Genomic DNA, 14,513 nt, shown 5'->3' with positions numbered 1-14,513 from the left:
CAACGATCGCCCGGCCCCGCCTCGGTGTTTCCCGGTTCGGCTTTTCCCTCATCTAGGCTTCTCGCTTCGAGTCTTCCCGCCGTCGGGTCTTCGTCCATTCGGGGCTGCACTTCTCACCGCGAAGTCTCCTCATCGCGACGATTCTCCGTTGCAGGGCCCGGCTCTCCGCGCCACCATCTGTCATCGGTGGTCTCATTTCCGCCCACTGGCGGCTGAGTCACGCGCTCCTCGCAAATGGCACCGGTGCACCACTCTGACGAGTCACTGCGGGTGAGGGGCGGCCGAGCACCTGTAGGAATTGCCAGCAACGGTGCAGGATGAAACTCTCCGCAACGCGCCCTTTGCGCCCAAATGCCTGACGCAAAGGGAGTGTGTGACAGCAACGGTGCACGATGTGCCTGCGGTTGGCGATGCATTGAGGGCATAGAAGACCGTGGCGGGGATCAGGCGGTGGCGTTCTGCGTACGGCGGATGACGCGGAGGATGTCATAGAACTTCGCCTCTTCGAACAGTTCCTTCCAACTGATCCGAATCACCTGCCAACCTTGGTCGCGCAGCCACTGCTCGCGGCGGCGTTCCTGTTCGAGTTCCTCGCGGGGGACACCTGAGCCCAGATAGAGCTTGCCGATGCCGTCGATCTCGACGATGAGACGAGCCCGACGGTGACAGAAGTCGACACGGATATTCCGGTTCAAGTTGTCGGCCCGGAACGTGACCTGCGGCTCCAGCCCCGTGATCCTGTGTTCGTAGAATCGCACCGCGGCGACCGCCTCGGCGGGTGATTCGCGACGTGAATCAGCCAGATCGATGGCCAATCGCACTTTCGCGGAACTGCGCTTCTCCAAGCATTGGGCGAACGTCGTGAGGATCTTCTCTCTGGTTGTCAGTTCGCGGTGCAGCGCATCATCGATCATCGGCACGGAGACGTCGAGATTGTAGCTGCGGGCGACGTCGATGAGTGTGCGTTCGAGCGTGGTCACCTCGGCCCCGTCGATCGTGGCGCGATGGTTCTTCGGGATGCGGCTGCCGCGGACGTGGATGGTCTTGAACTTGCGGTTGGTGCCGGGCCGGACGACCTCGACTTGGTGAGTGACAGGGTGGGAGATCGGCAGATTGTGGATGAGGGCCGCGGATATGTGCGAGAAGATCTCCGCCGGTGGATTCGGTTTCGCATCGTCGGTTCTCTGATCGGAACGTTGAGTGAAGTGAGCCATCACCGAGGCGCTGAGATCGTTGACCTCGTCCCGAATGTCTCCATGTTCGATGAAGACCTGGTGGATCTGCTCATCGATGCTCGCCCAGAGCGGGCGATGGAAGTCCAGCTCGCAGACACGGCGGACCAGATATGTGCCCCGTGACAGCCGCCGCAGACAGCACCTGCGGGCGCGCCTGATGTCGCCATGATTGAATCCGAGCCGAAGGATGTCATCGGTGCTCAATAGTTTATACATGCATCTAAAATGCATTAAACCACATCAAATGGCAACGAATGATTGCACGTCTGTGGATAACTGTGTGGATGGAGCGCTGATCGGGCGGAGCTTTCGCGAGATAACTGGTCGCAGGTCAGGTGATCGCCGGTGGCAACCTGCGGGCATCCGTCACCCGGAGGCGCATAGCCCACCGCAGGAGCGAGGTGGTTTGCTGCCAAGGGAGAGGGGTGCCGTCGTGGGTGTAGGAGCTGGGACTGCGGGGAGGGGGAAGCAGCAGAGGTGAGAGATGCCTGGGGGCGGCGAGGGTGAGAGATGCGTCAGCAGGTGTAGGAGAAGCGACTGTCGTGAGGATTCAGCGGTGAAGGTGAGGGATGCGCTGCGGCAGTCGGGAAGAACGTGAGACGTGATCGAAGATACGTGAGAATCGAACACGCCACGTGTCCGAAATCCTCGCGCAGGGAATGCGGACACGGCACACTTGGAGATGTTGCGACACTCTTCCCTGATCCCCAGTCGCAGAGGAAAGAAGCATGGTCCCGAGCAAGCCCAGACGAAGTGCCCCGAAATCGGCTCCTGGCAAAGCCACCCCTCGTCGACGCCCGAAACCGGTCATCGAAGCCGATGCCGGCATGGACGCCGAGGCGCGCGGCCGCCGCATGTCGGTGCGCACGGGCATCTTCCTTCTTGTCGTCGCAGCCGTCCTCCTCGCATTCCTCTCGCCCCTGAACTCCGCGCTCAAGCAGGCCCAGCAGATCGCGGCATTGAATAACGAGATCGAGACGACGAAAGCCGAGGTCAAGAGCCTCGAAGAGAAGAACGAGAACCTCAGAGACCCCGCCTACATCAAGCGCAAGGCCCGCGAAGACCAGTACTACGTGGAAAAGGGCAAGAACGCGGTCATCGTCACGAATCAAGAGGCCGTCGACGAGGAATCCGAGCCCGAACGGCCGGTTCGCAAGCAGGCCTGGTACCTTGAGTTGCTGGAGTCCATTCAGGAGACCGGCAACACCGTGGAGAAGAGCTGATGATCACAGAGTGCACCGAGGCGGATTTCGCTGTCCTCCAAGACCAACTCGGACGCATTCCCCGAGGCGTGGTCGGCATCGCCGCCCGCAGCGCATCCGGTGAGCCTCTCGTCGTCGCCACGGCTCCGCGCCTCGAGGACGGCACACCGTTCCCGACGACCTTCTACCTCACCCACCCCGCCTATGTGGCCGAATGCTCGCGGCTGGAAGCCTCGGGGATCATGGCCGAATGGACCACGGAGATCGGCGAAGACGACGAGCTCGCCGCCGCCTACGCCGCCGCGCACCGGGCCTACCTCGACGTCCGCTCTGAGATCGGTTCTGCAGCGGGCCTGGCGGAAGTCGAAGAGATCAAGGACTACTCCGCGGGCGGAATGCCGAACCGGGTCAAATGCCTCCACGCCCTCGTTGGCCACTCGCTGTCCGCCGGGCTCGGCGTCAACCCGATCGGCGACCGCGCACTGTCGTTCATGAACGATGTGCCGCCGCTGGCCGAGACCGCTGCCACCACCGAATCCACCGACTAGGACCTGCCATGCGTGTTGCTGTCTTCGACTGCGGGACGAACTCCCTGCGCCTGCTCATCGCCGATGTCGCCGCCGACGGCACCCTCACTGACCTGCGTCGCGAAACCCGGATCGTCCGCCTCGGCCAAGGCGTCGACGCCACCGGCGAGTTCGCACCTGAGGCGCTCGAGCGGACCTTCGCCGTGGCGAAGGAATTCGCCGAGGTGGCCGCCGAGTACCAGCCGGAGAAGCTGAGGTTCGTCGCGACCTCGGCCAGTCGCGACGTGAAGAATCGCGATGAGTTCTTCGCCGGGATCTTCTCGATCCTCGGCATCGTCCCCGACGTCATCGCCGGTAAAGAAGAGGCCCGGCTGTCCTTCCTCGGCGCCACTGTCGGCCTGACAGATGCTGATGGACCGTATGTCGTCATGGACCTCGGCGGCGGCTCGACCGAGCTCGTCCTCGGCCGAGACGATGTCCAAGCGGCAGTGAGCATGGACATCGGGTCGGTGCGTCTGACCGAAAGGCACATGCCGGTCGAAACCCCCAGCCAGGAGCAGATCCAGGCGGCTCTGAGCGATATCGACGCCCAGCTGGACCAGGCCGCGCAGATCGTCGACTTCTCCGCCCCGCGCACCTTCATCGGAGTCGCCGGCACCGTCACCACGATCACCGCAGGCATCCTCGGACTCGAGAGCTACCAGCGAGAGCGCATCCACGGAGCACATATCAGCGTCGCCGACGTCGCAGATGAATCCCGAAGACTTCTGGCGATGGACCGCCAGGCACGCACGGAGCTGCCGTATATGCATCCCGGACGCGTCGACGTCATCGGCGCCGGATCGCTGCTCTTCGCCAGGATCGTCGCCCGCTTCGACCAAGCCGTGGCAGCCGCCGGAGGCTCGCTGGATATTCGTATCTCCGAAACCGACATCCTCGACGGGACCGCGCTCGACCTCGCGCTGACGAGCTCGTGAGAGCCGCCGCGCGACTCCTCGCCGTCACGACCGTCGTCCTCGGACTCGTCGTCGGTACCACCCAACCCGTCATGGCCGCGCCGAAGGCCGGACCCGGCCAATGGTTCATCAAAGACTACGGAATCGACAAGGTCTGGAAGAAGTCCACGGGCAAGGGCGTCAAGGTCGCAGTGATCGACTCCGGCGTCAACTCCGACCACGAAGACCTCAAAGGCGTCGTGAAGAAGTCCAAGGACTTCAGCGGGCTGGGCAAGGACGGCAAGACCCCGCTCGGCGGAAAGACCACGATCCACCACGGCACCGCCGTCGCCGGCGTCATCGCCGGCCGAGGAGTCGGTGCCGGGCCGACCGGCGTCGCCCCGGACGCAGAGATCCTGTCGGCATCGATGTGGCTGGGCCCCGACCGCCCCAAGGAATCCGGATCGACTCGAGAACAGGCCGATGAGGCCATCAGATGGGCTGTCGACTCCGGTGCGAAGGTCATCAACATGTCTTTGGGATGGGACGATCCGGGCTGGCCCGAGAGCTGGGACGAATCCTTCGCCTACGCGTACAAGAAGGACGTGCTCGTCGTCGCCTGCGTCGGCAACGCTTCGCAGGGAGCGACCCAAGCGTGGTCGCCGTCGACGGTTCCGGGCGTCATCGGGGTGGGCGGACTCGACCAGAACGGGAAGGTCCTCGACGACTCCACCGCCCCCGGCACCGCCGTCGACCTCATGGGTCCGGCCAAGGACATTCCCATTCCGTACTACAGCGGCGGCTACGCCGAAGGCCAAGGCTGCTCCTTCGCCTCACCCGTCGTGTCCGGTGTGGCAGCGCTCATCCGATCCGAGAACCCCGACCTCAGCGCCGATGAGGTCCGAGCCATATTGCAGTCGAGTGCCAAACCGGTGGACGGTCACAAGGGCGTGAGCAAGAAGGGCAAGCCCGACCCGATCGTCGGCTGGGGGCGCGTCGACCCGCAGAGCGCCATCAAGGCGAAAGCGCCCAAGAACGTCGCCTCCGCCGAGGATGAGCTTGCAGACTGGGTGAAGATGCATCGCCGTGGAGATGCGAAGGCGGAGGAGACGGAAACCGCCGCCCCGGACGAGACCGAGAGCCCGAAGGCTCTCGCCCCGACCGATATCGTCGCCACGCAGTCGACGCCGATGCTCGGCTTCGCCGTCCTCGGTGCCGGAGCCCTGATCGCCGTGGTCCTCATGATCATCTCGATCGTCTCCTTCGCCCGCCGTCGCCACTGAGGCCAGGTGCAGAAACTGCTCTGATCTGGGGCGTTCGAGTCCGTGAGACAAACAATTAGTGAAAGTTTTCACAAGGGTCTAGCATGGGATTATGGCACTCATCAGAAACTCAAAACTGCGTCCACGAATCCTCGTCGTCGGTGGCGGCTCGGTCGGCCTGCTCGCCGCTCAGAATCTGCTGAAGAACCTAGGTCGGGGCGAAGCCACCGTCACCGTGGTCGATCCCAACCCGTACATGACCTACCTGCCGTTCCTTCCCGAGGTGGCAGCCGGATCGATCGAGCCTCGTCACGCTGTGGTGCCGCTGCGCCGCAACCTGCCGGGTGCCGAGGTCATCACCGCGAAGGTCACCTCGATCAACCACGCCGAGAAGTTCGCCACCATCGAACCCGAGAACGATGAAGCGTTCGAACTCGACTACGACCACATCGTCCTCGCCTCCGGTTCGGTTGCCCGTGCGCTGCCTATCCCGGGCCTGAAGGAGAACGCGATCGCGCTCAAGCGCATCGAAGAAGCTGTCGCCCTGCGCGACCACCTCCTCTCCCGCCTGGCCGACGCCGCTCTGATGGAGGACGACGAAGAGCGCCGCAAGGCTCTGACCTTCGTCTTCGTCGGCGGCGGATTCGCTGGCATCGAGCTGCTGACCGAACTCGAGGACATGGTCCGTTCGGCCATCGCACAGTACGAGACGCTGACTGAAGCCGATGTCCGCTTCGTCCTCGTTGAGGCCCTCGGCCGCGTCATGCCCGAGGTCGGCGAAGCTCAGGCCCGTTGGGTCGTCGAGCACATGCGCGAACGGGGAATCGACGTCTACCTCGAGACCTTCCTTCAGGACTGCACCGACAAGCACGTCAAGCTCTCGAACGGCGAAGAGTTCGACGCCGACACGATCGTGTGGTCCGCCGGTGTCAAGGCCAACCCGGTGCTCATCGACTCCGACCTGCCGATCAACGAACGCGGCAATGTCACCGTACGCGCCGACTTGCGGGTCGAGGGCGATGACGGTGTCGTCGAGGGCGCTTGGGCGGCCGGCGACAACGCCGCTGTTCCCGACCTGTCCGGCGGCGGAGTGGCAGGCTTCTGCGTGCCCAACGCTCAGCACGCTGTGCGCCAGGCTCCCGTGCTTGCTGCCAATGTGCTCGCCGCACTGCGTGGAGAGACCGAGTTCAAGCAGTACTTCCACAAGACCATCGGTACGGTCGCCGGTCTGGGTGTGTACAAGGGTGTTTCGCAGATGGGTGACTTCGAAGCCCGCGGACTCCTCGCTTGGCTCATGCACCGCGCCTACCACGGCTACGCCATCCCGACCATGGACCGCAAGGTCAGGGTCTTCGGCAACTGGTTCGTCAGCGCCGTCCTCGGCCGCGACGCCACGCCGCTGGCAGACCTCGATGTTCCGCGCAAGAACTTCGTCGAGGCTGCCAACTCGAAGCCGGCTCCGAAGAAGGAACCTGCCAAGGCTTGATTCGAGGCGGCCGGTGCCATCCGGTCACCTGTCCTGGTGAGACGACAGCGCCGGGGATGCATTGTGCATCCCCGGCGCTGTCATGTTCGCATGACCGCGAGCGACTGGCTTTCCTCTGGGTGTCAGGAGCCGCCGCGCATGGTCATCGACCGTCAGTTCGGTCAGTTCGCGACGGTGAACCGGACGTCGATGTGCTTCGGTTCAACGATCTCGTCGACCATGGCGACCGCGAAGTCCTCGGCCGAGATTGCGTCACCGGCCGGGACCTCCAGCTCGGTCTTGTACGAACCCGTGCGTTCCCCGGGGGCGATCTCCGGTGCGGGGGAGATGAGCGTCCAGGGCGACCAGTTGCCTGTCCGCAGCAGCTCGAGCGCTCGGGTGCCGGTCTCCGATTCGGCCTTGTAGCTCGCGGGGAAGCCCTCGGTGTCCTTGAGCATGGTGTCGCCGACCCACAGGGAACCGGCGCCGCCGACGACGAAGATGCGGGTGTTGCCGCTGTTCTCGGCCAAGGTCTTCAGGGCGTCGAGCCACTCCTGGTGGTCCCCGCCGGTGCGGCTGGGACCGGTGGTGGAGACGATGATGTCGTGTTCGGCGGCGATGCGGGCGTCGAACTCGGCATCGGCCATATCGCCCTTGATGCTGCGGGCGGCACCGGGCACGTCGGTGCCCGAGCGGGTGATGCCGGTGATGTCGAGGCCGCGGCCGGCCGCCTCGGCGGTGACGCGGGAGCCGATCATTCCGGATGCTCCGAAGAGTGCGATCTTCATGGTGTGTCCCTTTCTGCTGCGGCGTCGGGTTCGCGGCGCCGAGGTGGTTCCTGCTGTGATGACATCATGACACTATCGTTTGGAAAGGGAGTACCTCAAAGATACTATTGGGATATGAAAATCAGAGATTCTTGGGAAGGCGATGCCTTCGATCCGGAGTGCCCCACCCGAGTCATCCTCGATCGGGTCGGTGACAAGTGGACGGTGCTCATCATCGAGATCCTCGATGACAGCCCAAAGCGCTTCGGAGAGATCCGACAGGCGATCGGGGGCATCACCCCGAAGGTGCTCACCTCGACGCTGCGATCACTCGTCGCCGACGGCTTGGTGACCAGGCAGTCGTTTGGGGAGGTGCCCCCGCGGGTGGAGTATTCGCTCACCGATCTCGGTCGCTCGCTGCAGGCTCCCGTGACTGCGCTGCGGAGGTGGGCCGAGCGCAATGTCGCCGAGTTGATCGACAATCGTGATCGCCAGGCTGAGATGGATGATGCTCAGGCGCGCTGATCGGCCCTGCGGGTGAGTTCGCCGAGGACGGTGATGAGCTCTCTCAGGCGGCCCGCGGCGCGGTAGGTGCGCGGTGAGCCCGAGTAGACCCAGTTGTTCGTGATGATCGAGGCGCTGCCGTTGTTCGTCGCCACCTTGAACTCTCCGACAGCGAGCGTCGCGAGGTGATCCTCGACGAGGCGGCGCCGCAGCTCCGGTCCCATCTGCTCCCAATGATCGGCGGCCTCGAAATCAATGTCCGACCAGTCGGCTCCCGACTCGCGGAAGGCGAGAGGACGGTAGGGGGCGTCGATGCATGCGTTGAGTGACGGCGCCTCGGTGCCGATGTCAGGGCCGGAATCGGAGTCGTCGGCAGCGCTGTCGACGGCGATGAGCACGGCGGGCCCGGCCGCCTCGGCGAGGTTCGGATCATCGGTGCCGTCGACGAACCGGGGATGATCGCCGGCGGTGAGAAGTACGAAGGTCATAACACCATTCTGCCTGTTCGGGCGGAGAGTGTGATTTGGCACTCTATTGAACAGTGTTCAATAATGACAACATGGATAGCTATCAAACACTCGCCGAGCGCGTGCTCGCCGGCGATCCGGCCACCGCCTCCGATGCCCGCACGATCCTGTCGTCGTCCGACGAGGACCTCCTCGACCTTGTCGCCGCTGCCTCCCGGCTGCGCCGCGAACATTTCGGCAATCGCGTCAAGGTCAACTACCTCGTCAACCTCAAATCGGGACTCTGCCCGGAGGACTGCGGATACTGCTCGCAGCGATTGGGCTCAGAAGCAGACATTCTCAAGTACTCATGGCTGCCGAAGGATGAGGCGAAGCGGCAGGCGGAATTCGGTCTGGCAGGGGGAGCCTCGCGGGTCTGCCTCGTCGCGTCCGGACGCGGTCCTTCGAACCGGGACGTCGAGCGCGTCTCGGGGATGGTCGAGGAGATCAAGACATCCAGTCCCGACGTCGAGGTCTGCGCCTGCCTCGGGTTCCTCAAGGACGGTCAGGCACAGCGACTCAAGGACGCCGGTGTCGACGCGTACAACCACAACCTCAACACTGCCGAATCTCTCTACCCCGATATCTGCAGGACTCATACGTTCGCCGACCGTGTCGACACCGTGGACAAGGCGCGTGGTGCAGGGCTCTCCCCGTGCTCAGGGCTGATCGTCGGAATGGGGGAGACGGACGAGCAGATCATCGAGGCGATCGAATCGCTCAAGGCCGTTGACTCCGATTCGATCCCGGTCAACTTTCTCATTCCCTTCGACGGCACACCGCTTGAAGGAACCTGGACGCTGACCCCGCAGCATTGCCTGCGGATTCTCTGCGCCGTGCGATTCCTGTGCCCGGACCGCGAGCTGCGCATCGCCGGAGGTCGGGAGATGCACCTGCGTACGCTGCAGCCGCTGTCGCTGCATGTGGCCAATTCGCTCTTCCTCGGCGACTATCTGACCTCGGAGGGGCAGGCCGCCGAGGAAGACCTCGACATGATCGTCGACGGAGGCTTCGAGATCGTCGGAGCAGAGAGTGCCGAACGACTGCGTGATGAGCTCAAGGCTCACCGGGCAGCCCATCAGGCCGCCTTCGCCGAGGTGGCGCCCGGTGACATGAAGAGCGACGGAACGTCCGCTGAGGCAGCAAAGACCGCGAGCACCCTGCCGTGCGGCAAACCTCTGCCGACGGCTGGTCAAGAAGCCGACGACTCCGGAGTGATGATTCCGACGATCCGGCGCCGCGGCGCGGGCACAGAGCTCACACCCAATGTCTGAGGCGGGACTGCGGATGCCGACGAGCACGCTCGAGCGCGATTCCGGCCTGCTGTGGCACCCCTACGGTCCGCTCGACGCCGGCGCGCACTTCTCGGTCACCGGCGCAGATGGGCCCTATGTGGAGTTGCGCGATGCTTCGGGATCGACGCATCGCCTGCTCGACGGGATGAGCTCGTGGTGGTCGGTCGTCCACGGATACCAGCATCCGGTCATGGATGCGGCACTGACCACCCAGATCGGATCGTTCTCGCACGTCATGTTCGGCGGTCTCACCCATGAACCGGCCGTCGAACTAGCCGAGCGGCTCGTCGCAGTCACACCGGACGGACTCGACCATGTCTTCCTCGCAGACTCGGGTTCGGTCTCGGTCGAAGTCGCGCTCAAGCTCGCCATCCAATACCAGCTGGCCCGCGGCCGCGACCGCAGGCGCTTCCTTGCCCTCGAAGGTGCCTACCACGGTGACACCACCGGGGCGATGAGCGTGTGCGACCCAGTTGGGGGAATGCACAACGATTTCGCCGGGCTGCTCGCAACCCAGCTGTTCCTGCCTCGTCCGCCGTTGCCGGAGGCATCCGCTGCCGAGGTGCACGAATGGTTGGTCAAGGCTGAAAACCTCGTCGATGCGCACGGGGCAGAGATCGCCGGCATCATCGTCGAACCCCTCTTCCAAGGTGCCGGAGGTATGCGGCCGTATCACCCCGCCGCCCTGCAGTCATTGCGGCGGTTGGCCACCGAGATCGATGCCATACTCATCGCCGACGAGATCGCCACCGGCTTCGGACGCACGGGCTCTGACTTCGCCTGTCGGGCCGCGGGGATCACCCCGGACGTCATGTGCCTGGGCAAGGCTCTGACCGGCGGCTATCTCACATTGGCGGCGCTGCTGTGCAGTGGACCAGTTGCCGACGTCATCACCACTTCGTCCCATCGGGCGCTCATGCACGGGCCCACGTTCATGGCGAATCCCCTGGCGTGTGCTGCGGCAAATGCGTCGGTCGGCCTCCTCATCGATGACGAGACGAGCGGCTGGGAGCCGGCCATTGGACGGATCTCTCAGGCCCTCGAAACGGGCCTCGCTCCTGCCAGGCGGCTGGATCATGTCATCGAAGCGCGGGTGACCGGTGGCATCGGCGTCGTCGAACTCGACCGCCCGGTCGACGTGGCGCTGACCACGCGCATAGCCACCGAACACAGGGTATGGCTGCGGCCGTTTCGGCAGCACATCTATACGATGCCGCCCTATATCTCGACTCCGGCGGTGGTGGACACCATCACGACGGCGATTGTCGCGGCAGCCGCGGCACACGGGGACGGGTGTGAGTTCGAGGTTGCATCGTGAACGCGCTCTTCTCCCGCCTTTCCGCCGCCGCCGAGCGCCGAAGTACTGCCGGTCTTGATCGCAGTGACCTCGTGCTCGACGGACTCGACCTCGCCTCGAACGACTACCTCGGGCTCTCGGCGCATCCGCTGGTGCGTGCCGCAGCGATCGAGGAGATCGAACGCAGCAGCACCTCGGCCAGCGCATCGCGACTCGTCACCGGGACCACACACGTCCACCACCGATTGGAAGCTGCGCTGGCCGAACGGCTGCGGCACCCTGCGTGTGTGACCTTCTCCAGCGGCTACCTGGCTAACATCGCCGCCGTCACTGCTCTGGCCGGTCCAGATACTCTCATCATCTCCGACGCCCACAACCATGCGTCACTCATCGATGCCTGCCGTCTGGCAAAAGCTTCGACGAGCATCGTCGCCCACAACGACCTGGACGCCGTTGAAGCCGCTTTGGCTGGTCGTCAGCAGTCAGAGGCGCTTGTCGTCGTCGAATCTGTGTACTCCGTATTCGGTGACACCGCGGACCTGCCTCGTCTTCTTGACCTCTGCGTTCGTTACGACGCTCTGCTGCTCGTCGACGAAGCGCACGGGATCGGCGTGACCGGCGCCGAGACAGCCGTCGGAATGGGGGCGGCCGCCGCGGTGAGCGGTTGCCGCGACCGCCTCGTGGTCACAGCCACGCTGTCGAAAGCGCTCGGCGCCCAGGGAGGGGCTGTGCTGGGAGCCGGTCTCGTCCGAGATGCTGTGGTCAACACGGCTCGTACCTTCATCTTCGACACCGGTCTTTCCCCTGCCATGGCGGCCGCAGCGGGTGCGGCTCTCGACCTCGTTACCGCTGAGCGGGTGGCGTCGATGAAGGCGGCCCGCGCACAACTGGCAGCCGTGCTTGATGTGCCGGTCCCGGCCGGTGCCGTGCTGTCCGTTCCCATGCCGAGCCCGGAATCAGGCGTCCGGGCGCGCGAACTGCTGTGCGAGGAGGGCATCCTCGTCGGCTGTTTCCGCCCACCTTCGGTGCCCGACGGCATCACGCGTCTGCGGCTGACAGCTCGTGCCGGACTCAGCCCTGGGGATCTGGCCAATGCCTGTGAGCGCATTCGAGCGATCACCGAAATCTGCGCTGCGGAGTCGGTGGCATGATCCCGCGCTTTCTGCTCGTCACGGGAACGGACACCGGCGTCGGCAAGACCATCGCCACCGCGGCGTTGGCCGCGGCACTGAATGCGGCTGGGCGTCGAGTGATCATGTGCAAGCCGATCCAGACGGGGCATATCAGGGCCGACGACCCTGAACGTGAGCAGCTCGAGTCCGATTACAGCGACGTCGTCACAGAATCCGACGCGGAGGCAGTGGCTCGGCTGACCGGCATCCAAGCGTTCACGAACACTACCCTCCGCCTGCCGATGGCTCCGGTTCCGGCCGCCAAAGCCGAATGGGACGAGTTCAAGTCGGTCGATGATGAGTCAGTTGGCGCCGTACCATCCGGTCCGGACTCCTCAGGGGCCGACAGAGTCTCGAATCTGCCGAGCGCAGCCGAGCACGTGGACTTCATCTGTAGGGCACTCGCACGAACCGATGCCGACCACGTCCTCATCGAAGGGTCCGGGGGAGTCCTCGTCGATTTCGGAGAGCATACCGTCGCAGACATCGCAGCCGGACTGTCGGAAGGAGAGAACTCGGTCGGTGCCGCTATCGTCGTCCGCTCCCGCCTAGGGACCCTCAACCACACTGCTCTCACCGCTGAAGCCCTTGAGAGCCGGCGGGTTTCGACCACCGGCATCATCATCGGTTCGTGGCCCGAAAAGGCGTCTCCGGTTGACCGTGACAATTGGGCTGCACTGTCGGCGATGGCACCTGTCCTCGGAGCGATTCCCGCCGGAGTCGGAGACAGGCTCGATCGGAACGAGTTCTCTGCCCGGGCACCTGGGTGGCTGCGCCTGTCCTGATCGCAGAGGCGGTGAAGGAATCAGCCTGGTCCTCGCTGCGAAACGTCTCAGGTCAGCTCAAATATCTCTGGTCCCCCCAGTGGGACTCGAACCCACACTGAATCGATTTTAAGTCGACTGCCTCTGCCGATTGGGCTATAGGGGGAATGCTCAGAACACACTTTATCGGCAAAGCCCGGCCACCGCGATCTGAGACATCCCGCGGACGATCCGGTCACACGGCTAACCTGGAGCGATGACGACGAACGGACCCACCAGACAGGCCTGGGTGATCCTCGTCGTCGGCGTCCTCACGCAGATGGCGGCGACCATCGCGATCGCCGGACCCGCCTTCCTCATCCCATACATGCACTCCGACCTCGGGTTCACACTCACCCAGGCCGGCACCGTCGCTGCCGCACCGAGCTTCGGACTCATCCTCACCCTCATCGCCTGGGGCGCATTCGCCGACCGTTTCGGCGAACGTCTGGCGATGACTTTGGGGAGCGGGCTGACCGCTGCGTTCTCGGCCGCCGCTGTGCTCGTCGTCGACTCACCGATCTGGATGGTCATCGTCATCGCCGCTTCCGGTGCCGCGGCCGCCTCGGTGAACTCTGCATCCGGCCGCGTCGTCATGGGCTGGTTCCCCCGCCACCGCCGAGGACTGGCCATGGGCATCCGCCAGATGTCCCAGCCCCTGGGCACAGGCGTGGCCGCCGTGACCATCCCGGGGATCGCCGCGGCCGGCGGATTCCCCGCCTACCTGTGGTTCGTCGCCGCCGTAACTGGTGTACTCGCCCTCGTCTGCTTCGCCCTCATCCGCAACCCCCCGGACCCGACGCCCACCCGCGCCGAGGTGGCCGACCCCGACCGCGACACCGAACCGGAGACGGAACGCCACGGGCAGAACGAACCGGGCACCACCTCGGCGGGGGAGGGGAAGCCCAGCGCCGCCTCGGCGATCAATCCCTACCGCAGCGATTCCTTCCTGTGGCGCATCCATGCGGTCTCCGCGCTCCTCGTCGTCCCGCAGTTCGCGTTCTCCACCTACGGACTCGTCTGGCTCATCGTCGTCCAGGGGATCGGCGCGGGCGCCGCCGGAGCGATCGTCGCGATCGCGCAGATCGTCGGCGCAGTCGGTCGCATGGTCGTCGGCGCTCTCTCCGATCGCACGGGATCCCGCGTCGGCCTCATGCGCATCGTCGCCGTCGCGGCGGTGATCGTCGTCGTGGCCATCGCCATCCTGTCGCTGACGGAGCTGCCCGCCGTCGCCGCAGTCGTCTTCATCCTCGCCTCGGCCGTCTCCGTGGCCGACAACGGACTGGCCTTCGCCTCGGTGGCCGAAGCCGCCGGACCACGGTGGTCGGGCAAGGCGCTGGGAACCCAGAACACAGGACAGTTCGTCATGTCGGCCCTGCTCGGCCCCGGATTCGGTGCCCTGGTGACGGCATTCGGCTATCCGCTGTCCTTCGGACTCATCGCGCTGGCCCCACTATTGAGCGTCGGAATCATCCCGCGACGCGACGTCGATCGCATAACCTGATATTCATCTCGGCACATTATCGTGCACGAGGCACACCCG

At 64.7% G+C, this 14,513-nt stretch carries 14 protein-coding genes and 1 tRNA gene; 11 read left to right on the top strand and 4 right to left on the bottom strand.

Going from position 1 to position 14,513, the window contains the following annotated elements:
• Positions 1 to 443 precede the first annotated feature (443 nt).
• The gene (locus ACSBQT_RS11695; RefSeq protein WP_410710463.1) at positions 444 to 1,451 is read right to left on the bottom strand and encodes a DUF559 domain-containing protein; all 1,008 of its coding nucleotides are present in this window, start codon (positions 1,449 to 1,451) and stop codon (positions 444 to 446) included.
• A gap of 512 nt (positions 1,452 to 1,963) precedes the next feature.
• Between ACSBQT_RS11695 and ACSBQT_RS11690 the strand changes: the two genes are divergently transcribed.
• From ACSBQT_RS11690 to ACSBQT_RS11670, 5 genes are all read left to right on the top strand, one after another.
• Complete coding sequence (locus ACSBQT_RS11690) at positions 1,964 to 2,458, top strand: septum formation initiator family protein (protein WP_410710462.1); 495 nt, start codon at positions 1,964 to 1,966, stop codon at positions 2,456 to 2,458.
• Positions 2,458 to 2,985, top strand: coding sequence for a DUF501 domain-containing protein (locus ACSBQT_RS11685; RefSeq protein ID WP_410710461.1), 528 nt, complete (start codon positions 2,458 to 2,460; stop codon positions 2,983 to 2,985). The genes ACSBQT_RS11690 and ACSBQT_RS11685 overlap by 1 nt, the downstream gene beginning before the upstream one ends.
• A gap of 8 nt (positions 2,986 to 2,993) precedes the next feature.
• Positions 2,994 to 3,941 carry a Ppx/GppA phosphatase family protein gene (locus ACSBQT_RS11680; RefSeq protein WP_410710460.1) on the top strand — a complete coding sequence of 316 codons (948 nt, stop codon included), beginning with the start codon at positions 2,994 to 2,996 and terminating at the stop codon, positions 3,939 to 3,941.
• Positions 3,938 to 5,182, top strand: a complete 1,245-nt coding sequence (locus ACSBQT_RS11675) for a S8 family peptidase (RefSeq protein ID WP_410710459.1) — start codon at positions 3,938 to 3,940, stop codon at positions 5,180 to 5,182. Before ACSBQT_RS11680 ends, ACSBQT_RS11675 begins: the two co-directional genes overlap by 4 nt.
• A 91-nt stretch (positions 5,183 to 5,273) precedes the next feature.
• Positions 5,274 to 6,647, top strand: a complete 1,374-nt coding sequence (locus ACSBQT_RS11670; protein WP_410710458.1) for an NAD(P)/FAD-dependent oxidoreductase — start codon at positions 5,274 to 5,276, stop codon at positions 6,645 to 6,647.
• A gap of 161 nt (positions 6,648 to 6,808) precedes the next feature.
• Here the strand turns inward: ACSBQT_RS11670 and ACSBQT_RS11665 are convergent, their stop codons facing one another.
• Positions 6,809 to 7,414, bottom strand: a complete 606-nt coding sequence (locus tag ACSBQT_RS11665) for an NAD(P)-dependent oxidoreductase (RefSeq protein ID WP_410710457.1) — start codon at positions 7,412 to 7,414, stop codon at positions 6,809 to 6,811.
• A gap of 114 nt (positions 7,415 to 7,528) precedes the next feature.
• Between ACSBQT_RS11665 and ACSBQT_RS11660 the strand changes: the two genes are divergently transcribed.
• Entirely contained in the window at positions 7,529 to 7,918 is a 390-nt protein-coding gene (locus ACSBQT_RS11660) for a winged helix-turn-helix transcriptional regulator (protein WP_410710456.1), read from the top strand.
• Here the strand turns inward: ACSBQT_RS11660 and ACSBQT_RS11655 are convergent.
• Complete coding sequence (locus ACSBQT_RS11655) at positions 7,906 to 8,385, bottom strand: hypothetical protein (protein ID WP_410710455.1); 480 nt, start codon at positions 8,383 to 8,385, stop codon at positions 7,906 to 7,908. The two genes, ACSBQT_RS11660 and ACSBQT_RS11655, sit on opposite strands and share 13 nt — an antisense overlap.
• 71 nt (positions 8,386 to 8,456) lie before the next feature.
• Here ACSBQT_RS11655 and bioB point away from each other — a divergent pair, with 71 nt between their 5' ends.
• The 4 genes from bioB to bioD are packed head-to-tail and all read left to right on the top strand — an operon-like array spanning position 8,457 to position 12,952.
• Positions 8,457 to 9,677, top strand: a complete 1,221-nt coding sequence (gene bioB, locus ACSBQT_RS11650; RefSeq protein ID WP_410710454.1) for a biotin synthase BioB — start codon at positions 8,457 to 8,459, stop codon at positions 9,675 to 9,677.
• Positions 9,678 to 9,690: 13 nt separating this feature from the next.
• Complete coding sequence (locus ACSBQT_RS11645) at positions 9,691 to 11,016, top strand: adenosylmethionine--8-amino-7-oxononanoate transaminase (protein ID WP_410710453.1); 1,326 nt, start codon at positions 9,691 to 9,693, stop codon at positions 11,014 to 11,016.
• The gene (locus ACSBQT_RS11640; protein ID WP_410710452.1) at positions 11,013 to 12,146 is read left to right on the top strand and encodes an aminotransferase class I/II-fold pyridoxal phosphate-dependent enzyme; all 1,134 of its coding nucleotides are present in this window, start codon (positions 11,013 to 11,015) and stop codon (positions 12,144 to 12,146) included. Before ACSBQT_RS11645 ends, ACSBQT_RS11640 begins: the two co-directional genes overlap by 4 nt.
• Positions 12,143 to 12,952 carry an ATP-dependent dethiobiotin synthetase BioD gene (gene bioD / locus ACSBQT_RS11635; RefSeq protein WP_410710451.1) on the top strand — a complete coding sequence of 270 codons (810 nt, stop codon included), beginning with the start codon at positions 12,143 to 12,145 and terminating at the stop codon, positions 12,950 to 12,952. The genes ACSBQT_RS11640 and bioD overlap by 4 nt, the downstream gene beginning before the upstream one ends.
• A gap of 68 nt (positions 12,953 to 13,020) precedes the next feature.
• On the opposite strand, the gene ACSBQT_RS11630 is transcribed toward bioD, so the two are convergent.
• A tRNA-Leu gene (locus tag ACSBQT_RS11630) sits at positions 13,021 to 13,097 on the bottom strand.
• Between the two features lie 90 nt (positions 13,098 to 13,187).
• Here ACSBQT_RS11630 and ACSBQT_RS11625 point away from each other — a divergent pair.
• Complete coding sequence (locus tag ACSBQT_RS11625) at positions 13,188 to 14,474, top strand: MFS transporter (protein ID WP_410710450.1); 1,287 nt, start codon at positions 13,188 to 13,190, stop codon at positions 14,472 to 14,474.
• Positions 14,475 to 14,513: the final 39 nt, after the last annotated feature.

The organism is Brevibacterium sp. H602 (genome assembly GCF_051172395.1).
GTDB lineage: Bacteria > Actinomycetota > Actinomycetes > Actinomycetales > Brevibacteriaceae > Brevibacterium.
The sequence above is the reverse complement of the archived record's forward strand: the minus strand, read 5'-3'. Positions and strand labels throughout refer to the sequence as shown.